The sequence below is a fragment of the Dyella kyungheensis genome (genome assembly GCF_049913195.1).
GTDB lineage: Bacteria > Pseudomonadota > Gammaproteobacteria > Xanthomonadales > Rhodanobacteraceae > Dyella > Dyella kyungheensis.
In genome coordinates, this window is sequence record NZ_CP183983.1 from 3441904 (window position 1) to 3462197 (window position 20294).

A 20294-nucleotide genomic window follows, 5' to 3' on the forward strand; every position below is an offset into this window, starting at 1 on the left:
CCTAGAGGTGAACGGCGCGCCGTCGGCAGCGCCTGTCGATGGAACTCAGCGCTGCTTGACGATGGCCTGCAGAACGACGACGGCCCGGTCGCCCACTACCGCGGGATCGCCGCTACGCGCGGTGATGCGGTAATAGACGGCCGTGGTCGAACCGCCGGAATTGCCGTAGTTGTAGGAGTTGGCGCTCTGATCGAAACCGGTATCGGATTCGGGATCGGCCCAGTTGCCCATGTTCTCGATGACGTACTGCGGCTTGCTGGCCGCCATCGCGGATGCACTGAACTGCCCTGCCGCCGTGCCTGCGTTCACGTCGTAGATGCTGCCGGTGGGCAGATTCGTGTCGTTGAACGGGTTGGACAGGCACACCGTCGAACCCGTGCGGCAATTGCGCGCGACCTCGGCCGGATTGCCGATGATGCGCAACTTGGCGGCACGCAATGCTGCTTCGGCGCTTTGGAAGGCGATCTGCCGGTCGTACTGGTTGGCCGCCATCTTCTGCTGGATCAGCGTGCCGCGGATGGCGGCAAAACCCACCAGGGTCAACACCACCAGCAGGATCAGGGCAATCACCAGCGCCACGCCTCTTTGCGCCTTACCTGCAGGCACCGCGCAATGCTGCTTCCGATGCCTGCGTGTCGATGCTGCCGGGCTACTTGAAGGAGTGATCGGTTTCATGTCATTCCACCCGGTTGCGCACGGTCGTGGTCGTGGTGAACGAGCGGCCGATCGGGCTGGCGCCCGCGGTGCCGTCGCTGCTCTGCACTCTCAAGTTGATCCGCACCGCCGAGACCAGCGCCCAGTTGGTGACGGTGGCGGCATCCACGAACTGCGTGGACAGGCCGGGCTGAAAATAGGTGAGCCCCATGGAGACCACGCCGCGCACCATTTCCAACCGCTCAAAGGCATTGCCGTTGCGCGTCAGGCGGTACAGCGAGGTGCCATTCGCGGGATTCCTTCCCACGTACCAATCGGCCGCGTTGAGCTGGGTGATCAGCGCGTTCGCGCCGAACGTGTAGCTATTGGCGGTACCGGTGCACACGGTGGGGTAGCCCAGCCCGGCGGAACAATTGCCGCCAGCGGTGCCGTGGGCGATCGTCTTGGCCCCGTTGTTGAACGCGCTGGCCTTGAAGATCGCAGCGTGGTCGAAATCGCAGACGACGTAGACGCCACTCGCATTCAAGTCGGCGCTGCTTTCGTTGAGCGTGAACGTCGCCGTGGTCGGATCGTGCGTCGCCACGCTGAAACTGCTTTCATCGCCACCGATCAATTGAACCGACGGCGTACCGGCGATGCGGTCCCCTGCGCTGGTGCCTGCGGCCACATCGGTGTCGTCACCCGCAAAACCGCGGACGGCGTGGCCCCAGTCGGCCCACCACTCCGTGCCGCCGGCGTTGGGCCCGGAGTTCAACACGTTGCCGATACGACCGCTGTTGCTGCACGCGGTAAGCCCTGCATTGCGAATGTCGCGCGCCAGCAACTCGAAGGCCACGCGCGAGCTGTCCTGTACATCGCTGAGTGCGCGATTGGTACGGTAAACGCGCTGATTGGAAAGAAACACGCTGCCGACACCCGCAATGACCACCAGGCCAAGCAGCATCGCCACCATCAGCTCGATCAGGGTGAAGCCACGTGCACTCGCGGCGGGAAGGCGCATCTGCCTCATAGCATCGCCCTCGTCACCACCGTCTGATTGCGCTCGCCGCCTTTGCCGGCCCGGCTGTCGTCGAACTGGATGGTGATGGTGCAATCGCCTTCCGTGCCGACGCAGTTGATGCTGCCGGTGGTGGTGTCGACTTCGCCCAGCGCGCCCTTCAGCATCTCGCACCAGTCATGCTTCTGCGTGTCCACCATCGAAGTCCCCGCAGCCGGACAGGCACTCGCTTTGAGCGGCGTGCCGGTGTTGTAGCTGCCTTGCTTGGCCGCCGCGAGATCGGCGCGCATGGCATCGAGAATGGAATAGCTCGCCATCGTCGCCATGCTTCGCGCCATCGCACTGTTGTTGGTCGAAAGCGACATGGCCTGCAGTGCCGCGATGCCAAGGAAGGCAACGGACAGCACCAGCACCGCCACCAGCACTTCGATGAGACCGACGCCACGCTGCTGCCGTCCCATGCCACGCGCGCACGCGCCACTCCTGGGTGTCTGGAATATCGTCATGGCGAGCATCCGGTTGAAGTTTCCGTGTCCGTTTGCAGGACGGAACCAGCAGCCATCCTGATCACGCGATGGTTGTCGCCACTCAGCGAGGGCGTACAGATATCCGCCACCGTTCCGGTATAAGGCGCTGAACTACTGGTGGCGTGAGCAATGCCCTGGGCACTGAAGCGAAGCGCCGTCACGTTGCCGTGCAACTGCAGGTCGCCGGTCAGGCTGAGGTTGCTTTCGCGCACCACCACCGCATTCGCGCCGGATAGCGCGACCACGGCGCCCGCGGATGCATCGCAAGCATCGCCAAGCGTATCGGTGGTATTGCTGGTATCGGAGTTGCTGCAGAACTGCGTGCGCGCGTTGCGCTTGATCGCTTCCATCCGGGCGGTCTGGATCGCACCGACCAGCTCGTTCGCATTGGTGGTCAAACGATTGGAAAGCGTGATGCTGCGAAAGCTCGGCACCGCCACCGCCATCAGCACGACGAGCACGGCAAGCGTCACCATCAACTCGACCAGCGTGAAGCCCCGCTGGCGACCTCGCCCGCTTGCGCAGGCATCGTGCTGCCTCGCCTCGACATGCATTGCCAAGCCTCCCCTATGACTTGGGAGCAGGCTATTCCTTACAGGAAGAATCGCAAAGTCTTGCGACGACGAACGGTATGAACTTGCCGATTAACGGCAAGAACTTGCCGTTTCGATTTGAGCAGCTCTCGTCGCGAGAAAATAAATACTTATAAATCAAATAATTATTTTCTTGCCGCGTGTTATTACATACAGAGCCATAGCCGCCATGTTTCGCAATTCTTGCCGAAGATGCAACTTACCTACCCGCGCCAACGAAAGCCAAGACGCAAAAAACCCCGCGGCGAGGCGGGGTTTCGGCCACTGCAGGCATCGTACGGACGACTGCGAATGAGTACATGGTGCCGGAAATAGGAATCGAACCTACGACCTACGCATTACGAATGCGCCGCTCTACCAACTGAGCTATTCCGGCGAGGAACCGTGAATTCTACGGAGCGGAGCGCAGACGCGCAAGACGTCGGCGCTCACAGACTCGCGGAAACGCCGCCGGTCAGGCGCAGTTCCTTGGGCAGTGCGAAGGTGATCGTCTCCGGCTCGCCATCGAGTTCGCGCACGGAGCCCGCGCCCCACGATTGCAGGCGAGCGATGACCTCGCGCACAAGCTTCTCCGGGGCCGACGCGCCAGCGGTAAGGCCGATGCGGGTGACGCCGTCGAGCCAGCTGCGCTCGATATGCTCGGCGCCGTCGATGAGGAAGGAACGCACGCCTTCCTTCTCCGCCAGCTCGCGCAGGCGGTTGGAATTGGAGCTGTTGACCGAGCCCACCACCAGCATCAGATCCACCGAGGCAGCGAGGCGACGCACGGCATCCTGGCGATTCTGGGTGGCGTAGCAGATGTCGTCCTTGCGCGGGCCTTCGATGTCGGTGAATTTCGCGCGCAGCGCTTCGATGATCGCCTTGGTGTCGTCCACCGACAGCGTGGTCTGCGTAACGTAGGAAAGCTCGTGCGGGAATTTCGGTTCCAGCGTAGCCACGCATTCCACCGATTCCACCAGCAGGATCTCGCCCGTATTGGCGGGATTCCACTGGCCCATGGTGCCTTCCACTTCCGGATGGCCCGCATGGCCGATCAGCACCACGCTGCGACCCAGTCGACCCAGGCGCGCCACTTCCATATGCACCTTGGTGACCAGCGGACAGGTGGCGTCGAACACTTTCAGGCCACGCTGATCGGCTTCCTCGCGCACGGCCTTCGACACGCCGTGGGCGCTGAAGATCACCGTGGCACCATCGGGTACTTCGTGCAGTTCTTCGACAAACACGGCGCCATCGGCGCGCAGCTTGTCGACCACGTAGCGGTTGTGCACCACTTCGTGACGCACGTAGATAGGGGCGCCATAGGATTCGAGCGCGCGTTCGACAATGGCAATGGCGCGATCGACACCGGCACAAAAGCCACGGGGATTGGCGAGCAGGATGTCCACGGAAACTCCGGACCTAAGACTGACTGATCGCCATTATCGCACGGTCGGTGTGACCGTACGTGAGCGCGGGGTCAGCCCTTGGCCTTGCCCTGAAACAAGCCGAAAACCACCAGCATCACCGCGCCCACGGTGATCCCACAGTCGGCGAGATTGAACACGGGGTAGTTCCATTCGCGGAAATACACGTGAATGAAATCGGTGACCTGCGAGGCATGCAGGCGGTCGATCACGTTGCCCAGGGCGCCGCCCACGATCAGGCCCAGCGGCAGGGCGGTCTTCCAGTCGCCGCGCGGCGTGCGCGACAGCCACACCGCCAGCACGCCGCTGATCACCACTGCCAGCAGCACGAAGAACCAGCGCTGCCAGCCATCGCTATTGGCCAGAAAGCTGAAGGCCGCGCCGGTGTTGAAGGCCAGTGTCCAGTTGAGGAACCCGGGAATCACCGGATGCGGCGTTCCGGCTGGCTGCAGCGCCGAGAGCGCCCACCATTTGCTCAATTGATCGAGCACGATGACGACGAGGGAAAGCAGCAACCAGGACAGGGCGTTGGGTTTGGGCTTCATAAGTCCGATCTAGCGAACGTTTGCTCCCTCGCCCCTTCGGGGAGAGGGTTGGGTTGAGGGGCCAATCTTGCGATAGCGTTGGGGCGTGCGACACGGCATTTGTCACCCTTCCCGCGAGCACCCGCCCCTCACCTCGGTCCTCTCCCCAGCGGGGAGAGGAAGAAGTGATGTGCTGAGGTCAGAACCAGCGACGATTCTCGCCCGGCCCTTCCACATTGCCGATGCAGCGATCGCACAGTTCCGGATGCGCCGCATGCGTGCCGACGTCGTCGCGGCGCTGCCAGCAACGCACGCACTTGGCCGCATCGCTCACCGTCGCCGACACCCATACGTCCGCACCTTCCAGTTCGGTCAACACCGCGTCGGCCGGCTGACCACCGGCTAGGTCCAGCCGCACATCGGAGCTGATGAAGAAGAAGCGCAACTCGGAAGCGGCCGCCTGATAGCGCGCCACCACCGCCGCATCAGCATGGATGGCCACCTTCGCTTCCAGCGATGCGCCGATCTGCTCCGCCTTGCGCATGCCTTCGAGCACGCGCGACGCGGTATCGCGGATCGCCAACAGGTCCGACCAGTAGCGGCGCTGTTCCGGCGAACCCTGCGTTGCCGCCAGGCCGTCGTACCAGGTTTCGAACAGCACGCTTTCGCTGCGCGTGCCCGGCATGTGTTGCCAGATTTCTTCCGCGGTAAAGGTGAGCACCGGCGCCAGCCAGCGCACCAATGCCTCGGCGACCCGATACATCGCACTCTGCGCGCTGCGGCGACCGTGGCTTTCGGTCGGCATCGTGTAGAGACGATCCTTGGTGATGTCGAGATACAGCGCGCCCAGCTCGTTGGTGCAGAAGTTCTGCACACGCTGGACGATTTCCGGGAAATCGTAACGATCGTACGCCGCCGCTACCGCCTGCTGGACGTCATGAGCCTGCTGCACCACCCACTGGTCGAGCAGCGTGCTTTCTTCCACCGGCACCAGGTGCCTGGCCGGATCGAAGCCGTCCAGGTTGCCGAGCAGGAAGCGCGCGGTATTGCGGATGCGGCGATAGGTGTCCGACACGCGCTTCAAGATTTCGTCCGACAGCGACATCTCGTTGCGATAATCGGTCGAGCAGATCCACAGGCGCAGGATGTCCGCACCCAGGTTCTTCATGATGTCCTGCGGCTCGATGCCGTTGCCCAACGACTTGGACATCTTGCGGCCCTGCGCATCCACGGTGAAACCGTGGGTGAGCACGTCGTTGTACGGCGCCTTGGCGAACATCGCCGACGAGGTGAGCAAGGAGGACTGGAACCAGCCGCGATGCTGGTCCGAGCCTTCCAGGTACATCACCTTGTAGCTCGATGCGTTGCCCTGCTGCAGTTCGGGACGCTGGCCCACCACGGTGAAATGGCTGGCGCCGGAATCGAACCACACGTCGAGCACGTCGAGGACTTTTTCATAGTCCTTCGCCTGGTCGCCGAGCAGTTCGGCCGCATCCAGCGCATACCACGCGTCGATGCCGCCCTGCTCGATGCGCTTGGCAACCTGTTCCAGCAACGCGACGGAATCGGGATGCGGTTCCTGCGTGCTCTTGTTGATGAACAACGCGATCGGCACGCCCCACGTACGCTGGCGCGAGATGCACCAGTCGGGACGGTCGCCAACCATGCCGGCGATGCGTTCCTCGCCCCAGCCCGGTACCCAGCGCACCTGCTTGATCGCATCGAGCGCGGTCTGGCGCAGGCCTTCCTTCTCCATGCTGATGAACCACTGCGGCGTGGTGCGGAAGATCACCGGCGTCTTGTGGCGCCAGCAATGCGGATAGCTGTGTTCGATCTTGGCGAAGGCCAGCAGCACGCCGCGACGACGCAGCAGCTCGACGATTTCGTCGTTGGCCTTCCACAGGTGCTTGCCCGCGATCACCGTGCCATCGAGCGCGGCCGGCGTGTCAGCGCGATAGGTGCCGCGCGCTTCGGTGTAGTTGAGCGTCTCGATGCCGTACTTGCGCGAGACGACGAAGTCTTCCACGCCGTGGTCGGGCGAGGTGTGCACGGCGCCGGTACCGTCTTCGGCAGACACGTGATCGCCGATCAGCACCGGCACTTCGCGTGCGTAGAACGGATGCTTCAGCAGCACGCCTTCCAACGCCTGCCCGTCGACATGGCCCAGCACCTTCGGCGCTTCGATGCCGTAGCGATGCGCGGCCTTCTCGACCAGCGCCCTGGCGATCACCAGCAACACGCGCTGGCCATCGCGCGCCGGACCTTCGATCAGCGCGTATTCGAGTTCGCCGCCCAGCGACACCGCCTGGCTTTCCGGCAGCGTCCACGGCGTGGTGGTCCAGATCGGAATGGCGACGATGGCGTCGCCCGCATCCACGCCGAACTTCTGCGCGAGCGTCTTCGGATCGATCGCGTCGTACGCGACGTCCACCGCCGGTGACACCTTGTCGGCGTATTCGATTTCCGCTTCGGCCAGCGCCGAACCGCAGTCGAAACACCAGTACACCGGCTTGGCACCACGCACCACGTGACCGTTGCCGACGATCCTGGCCAGCGCACGCACCATGTCGGCTTCGTACTTGAAGTCCATCGTGCGATACGGGTGTTCCCAGTCGCCCAGCACGCCGAGGCGCTTGAAGTCGGTGCGCTGCAGGTCGATCTGCTGCTGCGCATACTCGCGACACTTCTGGCGGAAGGCGGCAGCGTCGAGCTTGTCGCCCACGCGCCCGAATTTCTTCTCGATCGCCACTTCGATCGGCAGGCCGTGGCAATCCCAGCCCGGCACGTAAGGCGCGCGGAAACCGGCCAGCAGGCGCGACTTCACCACCACGTCCTTGAGCACCTTGTTCACCGCGTGGCCCAGGTGGATCGCGCCGTTGGCGTACGGCGGGCCGTCGTGCAGCACAAACACCTTGTCGCGACCGGCGGCACGTTCCTGGATCTGCGCATAGCGGCCGACCTGCTCCCAGTCGGCCAGCCACTTGGGCTCGCGCTTGGGCAGGTCGCCGCGCATCGGGAATTCCGTCTGCGGCAGGTTGATGGTGTTCTTGTAATCCTGGGTCATTGCCTGGGGATGCTCTGATGGTTTACTGGATGTCGAGAAAGTGCGTTCCCGCACTTTCTCGACTCGCCAAGTTCGGCACATGTCCGAACTTGGCTCCGTAGAGCAAGCATTCACCATGCTTGCTCTACGAGCAGGCCATCCCTGGCCTGCGCCGGCAAGCTGCCTTCGACAGCTTGCCGGGTGGCGCCGGGATGACGTGGCGAAAGCGCCAACGTTACCGGATTTGGCCCGGTTACGCCTCGCTGAGACGCGGATTCATGCCCAGCAATTCGCGGGCCTGGCGCGCGTCTTTGGCCATCTGGACGGTCAAATCGTCCAGGTTGCCGAATTTCTGCTCATCGCGGAGCTTGGCCACGAACTCCACCGCCATGCGCTGGCCGTAGAGGTCGCCCTCGAAGTCGAACAGATGGACTTCCAGCAGCGGCTCCGGCACTTCGTTCACCGTGGGCCGCACACCCAGGCTCGCCACGCCCGGCCAGCTGCATTCGCTTTCGCCCAGGCCCACGCGGACCGCAAAAATGCCGTGCACCGGGCTGGATCGGTCGCGCAAATGGATGTTGGCGGTGGGATAGCCCAGCTGGCGGCCCAGCTGCTTGCCGTATTCCACCTTGCCCTCGATCACGAACGGACGGCCAAGCAGCGGCGCGGCGCCGGAAAATTCGCCAGCGGCCAGCAGCATGCGCACCCGCGTCGCCGACACCCGCGCGCCGTCCAGCAGCACCGACGGCATCGTACGGGCGGTGAAACCCAGCTCGGGACCTACCCGCTCCAGCATCGCCACGTCGCCGCTGCGCTTGTGGCCGAAGCGGAAATCCGCACCGACCCACACTTCACGCGCGTTCAACCGCTGCACCAGCACGCGCTGCACGAAATCCTCGGCACTCATCGATGTGAGGGCGCGATTGAAGCGCAGCAAGAGCACCTGCTCCATGCCGGCCTCGTCGAACCCGCGCAGCTTTTCGCGCACGCTGGAAAGGCGCGCCACCGGCTCGGGCGAAAAATACGCCCGCGGCAACGGCTCGAAGCTCACCACGATCGGCGTGAGGCCAAGCTTGGCCGCACGTTCATGCACCTGCGCAAGCAAGGCCTGGTGGCCACGATGCAGGCCATCGAACGCGCCGACAGCCACCACGCTGCCGCCGGGCGCCAGAGGGGGGCCGGCGACGTCCCTGGAAAGTCTCATCATCGGGCGAGTATAGCGGCTCAGGCGCCGTGTTTCGGCCCGAGCGGAAGCTCAGACGCCGCGCAGTTCACGCATGCGGAATCCCGCCGCGAACAGCGTCGCCACATAGGCGCCGCCGCCCGCCAAGACCAGCACGGCCAGACGCCACACGCGGGTCCGATTGTCCGCGTTCGTCCAGTCCGGCCATAACCACATGCCGACCACCAGCACGGCCACCATCACCGCGCAGGCCAGCACCAGGCGCAGCGTATGGCGCGCCCAACCGGGCTGGCGCTGATACACGCCCGCCTTGCGCAACCAATGCCACAACAGACCCAGGTTGATATAGCTGGCCAGCGCACTGGCCATGCCCAGCGCCATATGCAGACCCGGCACCGCGGCAATGCCGTCCAGCCAGGGCAACTGGCGCTGCTCGGGCGTGGCCCACAGCACATAAAGCAAGGCCACGAAGATGACGTTGAGCACCATGTTCGCCACCAGCGAGGCCACGCCGGCGCGCACCGGGGTACGCGTGTCCTGGCGCGAATAGAACGCCGGCAGCGCCACCTTGACCAGCGCGAACGCCGGCAGGCCGAAGCTCAGCGCGGTGATCGACAGCGTCGCCATGCGCGTATCGAACGGGGTGAACTGGCCGTGCTGGAACAAGGTCGCCACCAGCGGCTTGGCCAGCAGCATCAGCGCGAACATCGCCGGCACCGCAATCAGCAGCGTGGTGCGCAGGCCCCAGTCCAGCGCCTTGGAAAAACCTTCGCGGTCGGTGGTCACGTGATGGCGCGACAGCGACGGCAGGATCACCGTGCCCAGCGCCACGCCGAACAAGCCCAACGGCAGCTCCAGGAAACGGTCCGCCTGCGACAGCCAGCTCTGCGAACCCGTCATCAGATAGGCGGCAATCACCGTGTCCAGCAGCAGATTGATCTGCGCGATGGATGAGCCGAACAGCGTGGGCACCATCAGGGTGAGGATCCGGCGCACGTCCGGATGACTCCAGCCCCAGCGCGGCAACGTCAGCAGGTCCAGGCCGCGCAGCGACGGCAACTGGAACAGCAACTGCAGCAGGCCCGCCAGCAGGATCGCCCAGCCCATCGCCATGATCGGCGGGTGCAGATGCTTCGACAGCCACAGCGCGCCGCCGATCATGCACAGGTTGAGGATCACCGGCGTCAGCGCCGGCAGCGCGAACTTGTGGAAACTGTTGAGCGCGCCGCCGCACAACGCGGTGAGCGAAACGAACAGCAGGAACGGAAAGGTCAGCCGCAGCAGTTGCGCGGTGAGCTCGAATTTTTCCGGCGTGTCGGCCGCGCCCTGCGAAAACAGCGCCGCCACCTGCGGCGCGAAGATCACGCCCAGCGCCGTGATCACAAGCAACACGCCGCCCAGCGTGCCCGATACGCGCGCCATCAGCTGCTTGAGATCGTCGTGGCTGCGCGTCTCCTTCACTTCGGTGAAGACGGGCACGAACGCCGTGGAGAAGGAGCCCTCGGCAAACAGGCGACGCATGAAGTTGGGGATGCGAAACGCCACCCAGAACGCATCGGTCGCCGCGTTGGCACCGAAGGTGGCGTTGATCGACATGTCCCGGACCAGCCCGAGTACGCGCGAAATCATGGTCATGCTGCTGAACGACAGCAGCCCGCGGAACATGCTGGGAGACTTCATGCCTTGAGGTGGTACCTATGCTGGTGAGACGCGCTGCGCGCCGGAGCCCCCTGCCCCGGCGGCGAAAGGCGCGTAGTTTGACAGCCCCGGATGGAAAGATGACAGCGCAACCATGGCATAATCAGGGCGGTCCGTTCCCCCCTAGGCCGCCCTGTGGGTGGCAGGACGCTCCGCGGAGCGCCTTGACAACGGCTAAGCTGTTGACGCAGCGGCGCATTGGCCGCATACTTGCCGTCTTTTTCCAACCCAGCAATTCATTTCGGAGTTCTACCTTGGCCAACATCAAGTCCGCGAAGAAGCGCGCGCGCCAGTCCGAGCAGCGCCGCCTGCGCAACGTCAGCGCCCGTTCCATGGTGCGCACCGCCCTCAAGAAGGTCGTCAAGGCGATCGAGGCCAAGGACAAGGCTGCAGCCGTTGAAGCCTTTGCCGCCGCCCAGCCGGTCATGGACCGCTACGCTGCCCGCGGCCTGATCCACAAGAACAAGGCTGCTCGCCATAAGAGCCGCCTCAACGCGAAGATCCACGAGCTGACGTAAGCCAGCCCGTTTGTTGAATCTCGGGTTGGCGAAGAAGCCGGCGCAAGCCGGCTTTTTTGTGTGCCTGATCGAATGGCCGGCTTAAGCCGGCTTTTTTGTTATGTCGCCAGGCGGTTCCTGGCCAGAGCCTGAGCTGAAGATCTACTGTGGGAGCGCACCCTGTGCGCGACAAACCTAGAGCGGCACGTCCCCGCATGGCTGTCGCGCACAGGGTGCGCTCCCAAAGACAGCCCTACCTTCGTGACGGTCCGGCTCCCAATCCTTCAGATTGGCTGCTGAAAAGCACCTCCCGCCTGCGTCGGAAAGACGAGCAAAAGGCTGGATGCCCCAGCATAAAAAAAGCGGCCATCGGCCGCTTCTTTATGAGTCAGTCCAGCAGAGCGCCCAGCAGGCTCACTCCACCAAATCTCCCCCACGCAACCGCACATCCCCCGGATGCATATCGTCGCGCTCCTCGCGCGCCATATGCTCCGCATCGAGGAAACGCCACACCTGCTGGCACACCGGCAGCGTGTTCTCACGCGAGATGGCCGAGACCAGGAACGATGGCTCCTTCCACCCCAGGCGCTGCACCACGTCGTCAGCGACAGCCTGGCGCTCGTCTTCCGGCAATACGTCCGCCTTGTTCATCACCAGCCAGCGGGGACGCTCGAGCAGTTCCGGGTCGAACTTCTCCAGCTCCTGCTCGATCGCGCGCACCTGCTCGACCGGATCGGAACCGTCGATCGGCGCGATGTCCACCACGTGCAGCAGCAGCCGCGTGCGCGACACGTGGCGCAGGAACTGAATGCCAAGGCCCGCACCATCCGCGGCGCCTTCGATGAGGCCTGGGATATCGGCGATCACGAAGCTCTGATCGGTGCCCAGACTCACCACGCCGAGGTTCGGATGCAGCGTGGTGAACGGGTAGTCGGCCACGCGCGGCGTGGCGGCGGAAACGGCGCGGATGAAAGTGGACTTGCCCGCGTTGGGGAAGCCCAGCAGGCCCACGTCGGCCAGCAGCTTCAGTTCCAGCTTCAGTTCGCGCAGATCGCCCGGCGTGCCCGGCGTCGACTTGCGCGGCGCGCGGTTCACCGAGCTCTTGAAATGGATATTGCCCAGGCCGCCCTTGCCACCCTGTGCCACCAGCAGGCGCTGGCCGTTCTGGGTGAGGTCGCCGATGGTTTCGTCGGTGTCGACGTTGATCACCACCGTGCCCACCGGCACGCGGATATAGGTGTCTTCGCCGCCCTTGCCGTACATCTGGCTGCCCATGCCGTTCTGGCCGCGCTCGGCCTTGAACGAGCGCTGGTGACGGAAGTCGATCAGCGTGTTGAGGCCTTCGTCGGCCACCAGCCACACCGAGCCGCCGCTGCCGCCGTCGCCGCCATCGGGGCCGCCGAACGGAATGAATTTTTCGCGACGGAAGCTGATGCACCCGTTGCCGCCGTCACCGGCTTTGACATTGATGATGGCTTCGTCGACGAATTTCATAGGAGGGTCAATAGTGAGTGGTTAATAGTAAAGGGGAAAAAGCGTCGCAAGTCCGTGAGTGGCCGGCCACGCAGGGCAGCTTTTCCATTCACCATTGACCATTTGCCCAACAAAACAAAAGCCCCGCCGAAGCGGGGCCTTCGCTGCAACGTCGAAAGAGAATTAACCCTTGATGACGCTGACGAAACGACGATTGTGCTCGCCGCGCACCTTGAACTCGACGGTGCCGTCGACCAGTGCGAACAGGGTGTGGTCACGACCCAGGCCCACGCCCTGACCGGCATGGAACTTGGTGCCGCGCTGACGCACGATGATGTTGCCGGCTTCGATGGCCTGGCCGCCATAGATCTTGACGCCGAGGTACTTCGGGTTCGAATCGCGACCGTTGCGGCTGGAACCTACGCCTTTTTTATGTGCCATGACTCAGTGCTCCAGTTGCTCAGGCGTTGATGCCCGTGATCTCGACTTCGGTGAAATGCTGACGATGTCCCTGCTGCTTCTTGTGGTGCTTGCGGCGGCGGAACTTGATGATGCGGATCTTGTCGGCACGGCCGTGCTTGCGCACGGTGGCGCTGACGGTGGCACCGGCCACGATGGGCGCACCGACGGTGATCGACTCACCGGCGCCGACCAGGAGGACCTGATCGAAGGTGAAGGCGGCGCCTTCTTCGGCGTTCAGCAGCTCCACGCGCAGGACGTCGCCCTGCTGAACGCGGTACTGCTTGCCGCCGGTCTTGATGACTGCGTAACTCATGGGATTATCCCTTCTGTCGTTATTCTCTTGGGTTCACCGGACCCATCAGGCACCGGTGAACTCGGGAGTATAACGAAGCCCCGACCGCCTGGTCAATTACTGACCAGCTTGTCCGCTGGTGGTGGCCGGCTTCGTCTCGGTCTTGGCCGGCGCGGGCTTGGCGCTGGTCTTGGCCGGGGCCTTGGCGGCCGGCTTGGCCGGCGTCTTGGCGGAAGTGCTCTTCTTCGGCGCGGGCTTGGTGGTCTTCTTGGCCGGGGTCTTCGAGTGCGAGGCGGCCTTCGCGGCGGCCGGCTTGGGCGCCTGCGATTCGCCGTCCTGGGCACCCGACCTGGGCGCCTGCGGCTCGCCGTTTTCAGCCGCCTTGATCGCGGCGGCACCCTCCAGGGCGGTACCGGACATCGGCGACGACGCCGGCTTGCCCGGGCAGCGCCCTGAAGCATCCAGCGTACCCATGTGCTTGAGCTCCATCACCATCTGGTCGCTGCGCTCGTGGCTCCACTCCTGCCCGGCCTGGTTCGCCTCAGCCATGGTGATGGGCATTTCGTTGATGACCTTCTGGCCCAGCGGCGAACGGTAGAACTTCAGCAGGCCGGCCATCTCGTCGGCCGTGAAATGCTTCTGGTAGACCGGCACCAGCCGGCCGATGAACAGCTGGGTCTGGTTCGCATCCATGTAGTTCTGCCAGAACTCGGGCTGCACGCAGGGCATCGACTGCTGCAGCGTGGTCACCGCCTGGGTGTTCATCTGGAGCAGCATCTTGCCGACTCCGACCACCTCCATCAGCTGGCGAACCTGGTCTTCGGTGGCGGGGCCTGATGCCGCCATGGCCTGTCCCATGCCCATTGCAAGCGCAAGGGCTACACCCCATCTCGTCAACTTGCCCATCCGCACTCTCTATTCGCTGGCCAGGAAACCGGCCAAAGATTCCATTAAGCCATACTCGGCCGGATCTTCTCTTAAGAGTTTGTTGGGAGGCGTCGTACGGCAATAACCGTACTGACAAGTTTGATATAGTACAGTTTTCCCCTTCCCCAACCGACACCGGGCGATATGGATACGATCCGCATTCGCGGCGCGCGCACGCACAATCTCAAAAACATCGACCTCGACCTGCCCCGCGACAAACTGATCGTCATTACCGGTCTGTCGGGTTCGGGCAAATCGTCGCTGGCGTTCGACACCATCTATGCGGAAGGTCAGCGCCGCTATGTCGAATCGTTGTCGGCGTACGCCAGGCAATTCCTTTCCATGATGGAGAAGCCGGACGTCGACCACATCGAGGGTCTGTCGCCGGCCATTTCCATCGAGCAGAAATCGACCTCGCACAATCCGCGCTCCACCGTGGGCACGATCACCGAGGTCTACGACTACCTGCGCCTGCTGTATGCCCGCGTGGGCACGCCGCGCTGTCCGGATCACGGCATTCCGCTGGAAGCCCAGACGGTGAGCCAGATGGTGGACTCGACGCTCGCGCTCGATCCCGAGAAGCGCTTCATGCTGCTGGCGCCGGTGATCCGCGAGCGCAAGGGCGAGCACGTGCAGGTGTTCGACCAGCTGCGCGCGCAGGGTTTCGTGCGCGCTCGCGTCGATGGCGCCGTGTACGACCTCGACGCCGTGCCGCCGCTCACGCTGCGCCAGAAGCACACCATCGAAGTGGTGATCGATCGTTTCCGTCCGCGCGACGACATCAAGCAGCGTCTGGCCGAATCGTTCGAGACCGCGCTGCGCCTGGGCGACGGCATTGCCATCGTGGTCGACATGGATGACGCGAAGGCGCCCGAACAGTTGCTGTCGTCACGCTACTCCTGCCCGGTGTGCGATTACTCGTTGCCGGAACTCGAGCCGCGCCTGTTCTCGTTCAACTCGCCAGTCGGCGCCTGTCCCAGCTGCGATGGCCTGGGCGTCACCCAGGTATTCGACCCCGCACGCGTGGTGGCACATCCGGAGCTGTCGCTCGCCGGTGGCGCCATCCGTGGCTGGGATCGCCGCAACGCGCATTATTTCCAGCTGATCATGTCGCTGGCCGCGCATTACAAGGTCGACGTGGATACGCCGTGGCGCAAGCTGCCGGCGGACGTCCAGAAGGCCATCCTGTATGGCAGTGGCAAGGAGACCATCGCGTTCAAGTACATCACCGAACGCGGCGGCCGCGTGACGCGCGAGCACACCTTCGAAGGCATCCTTCCGAACATGGATCGCCGCTACAAGGAAACCGAATCGCCCGCCGTGCGCGAGGAACTGGCCAAATACATCAGCGACCAGCCTTGTCCCGACTGCGAAGGCCAGCGCCTGAACCGCTCGGCGCGCAACGTGTTCGTGGCCGACCACGCCCTGCCCTCGCTCACCTCGCGTTCGATCGACGACTCGCTGGCTTTCTTCGAGCAACTGACGCTCACCGGATGGCGCGGCGAAATCGCGGTGAAGATCGTCAAGGAGATCCGCGAGCGCCTGACCTTCCTCAACGACGTGGGCCTGAACTACCTCACGCTGGATCGCCAGGCCGATTCGCTCTCGGGCGGCGAAGCGCAGCGCATCCGCCTGGCCTCGCAGATCGGCGCCGGCCTGGTCGGCGTGATGTACGTGCTCGACGAGCCGTCCATCGGCCTGCACCAGCGCGACAACGAACGCCTGCTCGGCACGCTCACCCGCCTGCGCGATCTGGGCAATACGGTGATCGTGGTCGAGCACGACGAAGACGCCATCCGCATGGCCGATCACGTGCTCGACATCGGTCCGGGCGCTGGCGTGCACGGCGGCGAAATCGTGGCCCAGGGTTCGTTCAAGGATCTGCTGGCATCGCCGCGCTCGGTCACCGGGCAGTACCTGTCCGGCAAGCGTGGCATCAAGGTGCCGGAGGAGCGCCGTCAGCAGCTGGACGCCGACTCGTGGCTGCACTTGAAGGGCGCCAGCGGCAACAACCTGAAGAACGTGGACCTGGCCATTCCGGCGGGCCTGTTCACCTGCGTGACCGGCGTATCGGGCTCGGGCAAGTCCACCCTGGTCAACGACACGCTGTTCCGCCTCGCTGCCGCCGAGCTCAACGGTTCGAGCGGCCAGGCTGCGCCGTACAAATCCGTCGATGGACTGGAACTGTTCGACAAGGTGGTCGACATCGACCAGTCGCCGATCGGCCGCACGCCGCGTTCCAATCCGGCCACGTATACCGGCCTGTTCACGCCGCTGCGCGAGCTGTTCGCCCAGGTACCCGAAGCGCGTGCGCGCGGCTACACGCCGGGCCGCTTCAGCTTCAACGTGCGCGGTGGCCGCTGCGAAGCCTGCGAAGGCGACGGCATGATCAAGGTGGAGATGCACTTCCTGCCGGACGTCTACGTGCCTTGCGACGTCTGCCACGGCAAGCGCTACAACCGCGAAACGCTGGAAGTCCATTACAAGGGCAACACCATTGCCGACGTGCTCGAGATGACGGTGGAAGACGCGTTCAAGCTGTTCGAGAACGTGCCGACCATCGCACGCAAGCTCGAAACGCTGCGCGCCGTGGGCCTGGATTACATCAAGCTTGGCCAGAGCGCGACCACGCTGTCGGGCGGTGAAGCGCAGCGCGTGAAGCTGTCCAAGGAATTGTCCAAGCGCGACACCGGACGCACCCTGTACATCCTCGACGAGCCCACCACCGGCCTGCATTTCCACGACATCGAGCAGTTGCTCGACGTGCTGCATCAGCTGGTGGACCAGGGCAACACGGTGGTGGTGATCGAGCATAATCTGGACGTGATCAAGACCGCCGACTGGCTGGTCGATCTCGGCCCGGAAGGCGGTGCCGGCGGCGGTCGCATCCTCGTCACCGGCACGCCGGAAACGGTGGCTGCCACGCCGGGCTCGCACACCGGACACTTCCTTGCCTCGCATCTGGACATGAAGCCCGCCAAGGCGGCCAAGGCCCAGGGCAACGGCAAGAGCAAACCTGCACTACGGAAGAAGACTGCATGAGCTCCACCCACCCCGTGCCTGAAAAGCGCACACGCAAGGCCAGGGCGCAGGAAAGCGCCCCGGCACTGATCGATGCGCAGGCACCCGAGGCAACGGACACAGCGCTGTTCGTTGCCCCGATCGGCGTACGTTGGCGCGATCTGGACGCGTTCAATCACGTCAACAACGCCAACTACCTCACCTACCTCGAAGAAGCACGCCTGCAATGGCTGCAGCACGTGCCGGGCTGGTTCAACGAACACTCGATGCCCGTGCTGGCCGCCAGCGAAGTGAACTACCGGCGCCCCATCGAGTGGCCCGCGCAGTTGAACGTGGAACTGTTCTGCGAACGCCTGGGCAACAGCTCGATCACCCTCGCCCATCGCATCGTCGATGCGCATGACGACGCCCTCTACAGCGACGGCAAGGTGGTGCTGGTATGGATGGATCCGGCCACCGGCAAGCCCGTGCCGCTGCCGCAGTCGATCCGCGACGCCGCCGAAAGCGGCGGTTGAACGGCCCGGCGGGCATTCGGGGTTAAGCCTTTCGGCATCACGGATGCCGCAGCTTCATGCGGCACCCGTACTATCGGCGGCGACCACCCGAAAGGAGTTCGCCCGTGATCCCGCTTCCCCTCCGTACCCTCGCCCTTGCCATCGCCACCACCGCCAGCGCGGCAGCCACCGCCGCCACCGCGGGTACCTCGTTGACGCTCTATCGCAGCGACGACAATGCCCTGTACAGCGCTGGCGATAGCGGTTCCGTGCAATCGGGCCACGCCGTGGCACGCGAAACGCGCCAGCTCGATCTCAAGGCCGGCGCGCAGGACATCAGTCTCGACGGGCTGCCGCAATACGTCGACCCGGAAACCATCGCGCTGAGCGTCGATGGCGATGCCGCCAAGGTGCTCTCGCAGCGCCTTCGCCTGGGCCAGGGCCAGTACGCCGCGCTCGGCAGCCTGATCGGGCAGCCGGTCGACGTGACCGGTCCCAACGGCGAAACACTGGCCAGCGGAACCTTGTTGCGTGCGGACGGCAGCGGCCTGATGGTGCGTGACACCTCCACCCAGAACGAACGCACCGCGTTGATTCGCGAGTACGGCGCGGTCAAGGCGCACGGCGTCTTCCAGGCGGGCTCGGGCCTGCAGTTGCGCGTCGATGCCGCGCGCGCCGGCAAGGCCAACGCGAGCTTGAGCTATTCCACCTCGGGCCTGGGCTGGCGCGCGGCCTACGTCGGCACGCTGGCACCGGGCGACGGCTGCAAGATGCAGTTCGAATCGCGGGCCAGCATCGCCAACCGCAGCGGCCGCGACTGGAACAACGTGCAACTGATGCTGGTGGCCGGCGAGCCGCAGCTGACGCCATCTCCGGGCCCGCGTCCCGTGATGTTCAACGCGCGCGCCAAGACCGCGGATACCGCGTTGCCCGAGCAATCCACGCTCGCCGACTACCGCACCTATTCGCTGCCCGGCCTGGTGGATCTGCCCGACGGCAGCGTGAGCCAGGTGCCGCTGTATGCAACGCGCAGCGTCGCCTGCGAACGCACGTCGCTGTATGAAACGGGCGCGACGTGGACGCCGCCGCAACCCATCATTGGCCGGGATGCCATCAACAATGGCAGCCCCGAGGGTATCGTCAGCACGCTGCAGCTGCGCGCGTTCGACAGCCTGCCAGCCGGCAACCTCCGCGTACTTTCCGCGGATCGCAACGGCACGCCGCAATTGATCGGCAGCGGCCGCATCAACGACACACCCAAGGGCAGCGATGCGCATATCACGCTGGGTACGTCGTTCGACCTGCGCGCCAGCCGCGAGCGCACGGTTTTCACCGTGGACAAGAACGGGCACACGCTGGATGAAGGCTTTCGCACCACCTTTACCAATGCCGGCGACACGCCGCGCACGATCACGGTGCGCGAGCATCCCCAGCGCTGGCGTCAATGGACGCTGGCATCGTCCAGCAGCAAACCCAGCGCACAGACCACCGACACGCTGGAATTCAAGGTGACCGTGCCGGCCAACGGGACGACCACGCTGGATTACGTGGTGCGCTACCAGTGGACCGCGGACGACCAGCCGCAGGGGTGATCGACAAGTGAAGACGAGTGGGCAGCATGGCAAGGCGGCAGCACGCCGTCTTTGCTAATCTCGCTGCTCACTCTCCACTTCAATCCGGCCAAAGCCATGCTCAACCTGATCACGCACGACGCCATCGTCGAAATCAACATGGCGCGTCCGCCGGTGAACGCGCTGAACATCGATCTGCTTCGCGCCATCCGCGATGCGGTCGACAACGCCGTGGCCGGCGGCGCGCGCGGCATCGTATTTTCGGGACTGCCCGGCATGTTCTCGGCCGGCGTCGACGTGCCCTCGCTGCTGGGCCGCGACCGCGACGGCGTGCGCCAGTTCTGGCGCGAGTTCTTTGCCACCTGCTCCAAGCTGGCGATGTCGCCGGTGCCCACCGTGGCCGCCATCACCGGCCACAGCCCCGCGGGCGGCGCCGTGCTTTCCCTGTTCTGCGACTACCGCGTGATGGCCGAAGGCCCGTTCCGTATCGGCCTCAACGAAGTGCAGGTGGGCCTGGTGGTGCCGGAAAGCATCCAGATGGCCCTACGCCGCATCGTGGGCGGCTATCGTGCCGAACGCCTGATGGTGGCCGGAGCCATGGTGGAATCGGCGGACGCCTTGCAGTTCGGACTGGTGGATGAAATCACCAACGTCGAACAAGTGGTGACGCGTGCGCTGGTGTGGATGCAGGGCATGATCGCGCTGCCTTCCAACGCGATGCTGAAGACACGTGCCATTGCGCGTGCCGATCTGACCAAGGTATGGGCCGATCCGGAACAATTGCCGATCGATGAATTCGTCGACGCGTATTTCCATCCGGAAACACAGGCGGTGCTGGAGAAGCTGGTGGCGCGGCTGAAGAAGAAGGACTGACCCACCGCTGCCCGACCTATCTCTGTGGGAGCGCACTTGTGCGCGACGGGCGCCGCAAC

Annotated in this window: 18 protein-coding genes and 1 tRNA gene; 5 read left to right on the forward strand and 14 right to left on the reverse strand. The window is 64.4% G+C overall.

Annotation, left to right across the window (positions count from 1 at the left end; genetic code table 11):
- Positions 1–45 precede the first annotated feature (45 nt).
- From ACN9MB_RS15520 to murJ, 10 genes are all read right to left on the reverse strand, one after another.
- Positions 46–606, reverse strand: a complete 561-nt coding sequence (locus ACN9MB_RS15520; protein WP_426269516.1) for a pilus assembly PilX family protein — start codon at positions 604–606, stop codon at positions 46–48.
- A gap of 70 nt (positions 607–676) precedes the next feature.
- Complete coding sequence (locus tag ACN9MB_RS15525) at positions 677–1663, reverse strand: prepilin-type N-terminal cleavage/methylation domain-containing protein (protein ID WP_426269517.1); 987 nt, start codon at positions 1661–1663, stop codon at positions 677–679.
- Positions 1660–2157, reverse strand: a complete 498-nt coding sequence (gene pilV, locus ACN9MB_RS15530) for a type IV pilus modification protein PilV (RefSeq protein ID WP_426269518.1) — start codon at positions 2155–2157, stop codon at positions 1660–1662. The genes ACN9MB_RS15525 and pilV overlap by 4 nt, the downstream gene beginning before the upstream one ends.
- Positions 2154–2732: a GspH/FimT family pseudopilin gene (locus ACN9MB_RS15535; RefSeq protein ID WP_204634220.1), complete on the reverse strand. Its 579-nt coding sequence runs from the start codon at positions 2730–2732 to the stop codon at positions 2154–2156. Before ACN9MB_RS15535 ends, pilV begins: the two co-directional genes overlap by 4 nt.
- A 339-nt stretch (positions 2733–3071) precedes the next feature.
- Positions 3072–3147: transfer RNA gene (locus tag ACN9MB_RS15540), tRNA-Thr, on the reverse strand.
- A gap of 52 nt (positions 3148–3199) precedes the next feature.
- On the reverse strand, positions 3200–4159 hold the full coding sequence (gene ispH / locus ACN9MB_RS15545; protein ID WP_426269519.1) for a 4-hydroxy-3-methylbut-2-enyl diphosphate reductase: 960 nt from the start codon (positions 4157–4159) through the stop codon (positions 3200–3202).
- 71 nt (positions 4160–4230) lie between these two features.
- A complete protein-coding gene (lspA, locus tag ACN9MB_RS15550) occupies positions 4231–4722 on the reverse strand; it encodes a signal peptidase II (RefSeq protein WP_426269520.1) in 492 nt (163 codons plus the stop codon).
- A 178-nt stretch (positions 4723–4900) separates the two neighbouring features.
- Complete coding sequence (gene ileS, locus ACN9MB_RS15555; RefSeq protein ID WP_426269521.1) at positions 4901–7765, reverse strand: isoleucine--tRNA ligase; 2865 nt, start codon at positions 7763–7765, stop codon at positions 4901–4903.
- A 232-nt stretch (positions 7766–7997) separates the two neighbouring features.
- Positions 7998–8951: a bifunctional riboflavin kinase/FAD synthetase gene (locus ACN9MB_RS15560; protein ID WP_204634210.1), complete on the reverse strand. Its 954-nt coding sequence runs from the start codon at positions 8949–8951 to the stop codon at positions 7998–8000.
- Between the two features lie 48 nt (positions 8952–8999).
- Positions 9000–10607, reverse strand: a complete 1608-nt coding sequence (gene murJ / locus ACN9MB_RS15565; protein ID WP_426269522.1) for a murein biosynthesis integral membrane protein MurJ — start codon at positions 10605–10607, stop codon at positions 9000–9002.
- A gap of 272 nt (positions 10608–10879) precedes the next feature.
- Between murJ and rpsT the strand changes: the two genes are divergently transcribed.
- The gene (gene rpsT / locus ACN9MB_RS15570; RefSeq protein ID WP_426269523.1) at positions 10880–11143 is read left to right on the forward strand and encodes a 30S ribosomal protein S20; all 264 of its coding nucleotides are present in this window, start codon (positions 10880–10882) and stop codon (positions 11141–11143) included.
- A 393-nt stretch (positions 11144–11536) separates the two neighbouring features.
- Here rpsT and cgtA read toward each other — a convergent pair whose 3' ends face one another.
- From cgtA to ACN9MB_RS15590, 4 genes are all read right to left on the reverse strand, one after another.
- Positions 11537–12616: an Obg family GTPase CgtA gene (gene cgtA / locus ACN9MB_RS15575; RefSeq protein WP_204634209.1), complete on the reverse strand. Its 1080-nt coding sequence runs from the start codon at positions 12614–12616 to the stop codon at positions 11537–11539.
- A 162-nt stretch (positions 12617–12778) separates the two neighbouring features.
- Entirely contained in the window at positions 12779–13036 is a 258-nt protein-coding gene (gene rpmA, locus ACN9MB_RS15580) for a 50S ribosomal protein L27 (RefSeq protein ID WP_204634208.1), read from the reverse strand.
- A 19-nt stretch (positions 13037–13055) separates the two neighbouring features.
- Positions 13056–13370: a 50S ribosomal protein L21 gene (rplU, locus tag ACN9MB_RS15585; protein ID WP_038616498.1), complete on the reverse strand. Its 315-nt coding sequence runs from the start codon at positions 13368–13370 to the stop codon at positions 13056–13058.
- 96 nt (positions 13371–13466) lie between these two features.
- Positions 13467–14195, reverse strand: coding sequence for a DUF2059 domain-containing protein (locus ACN9MB_RS15590; protein ID WP_426269524.1), 729 nt, complete (start codon positions 14193–14195; stop codon positions 13467–13469).
- A 225-nt stretch (positions 14196–14420) separates the two neighbouring features.
- Between ACN9MB_RS15590 and uvrA the strand changes: the two genes are divergently transcribed.
- The 4 genes from uvrA (at position 14421) to ACN9MB_RS15610 (ending at position 20235) form a co-directional block, all read left to right on the forward strand.
- A complete protein-coding gene (gene uvrA, locus ACN9MB_RS15595; protein WP_426269525.1) occupies positions 14421–17318 on the forward strand; it encodes an excinuclease ABC subunit UvrA in 2898 nt (965 codons plus the stop codon).
- The gene (locus tag ACN9MB_RS15600; protein WP_426269526.1) at positions 17315–17812 is read left to right on the forward strand and encodes an acyl-CoA thioesterase; all 498 of its coding nucleotides are present in this window, start codon (positions 17315–17317) and stop codon (positions 17810–17812) included. The genes uvrA and ACN9MB_RS15600 overlap by 4 nt, the downstream gene beginning before the upstream one ends.
- A 104-nt stretch (positions 17813–17916) precedes the next feature.
- A complete protein-coding gene (locus ACN9MB_RS15605) occupies positions 17917–19383 on the forward strand; it encodes a DUF4139 domain-containing protein (protein ID WP_426269527.1) in 1467 nt (488 codons plus the stop codon).
- Between the two features lie 96 nt (positions 19384–19479).
- The gene (locus ACN9MB_RS15610; protein WP_426271931.1) at positions 19480–20235 is read left to right on the forward strand and encodes an enoyl-CoA hydratase/isomerase family protein; all 756 of its coding nucleotides are present in this window, start codon (positions 19480–19482) and stop codon (positions 20233–20235) included.
- Positions 20236–20294: the final 59 nt, after the last annotated feature.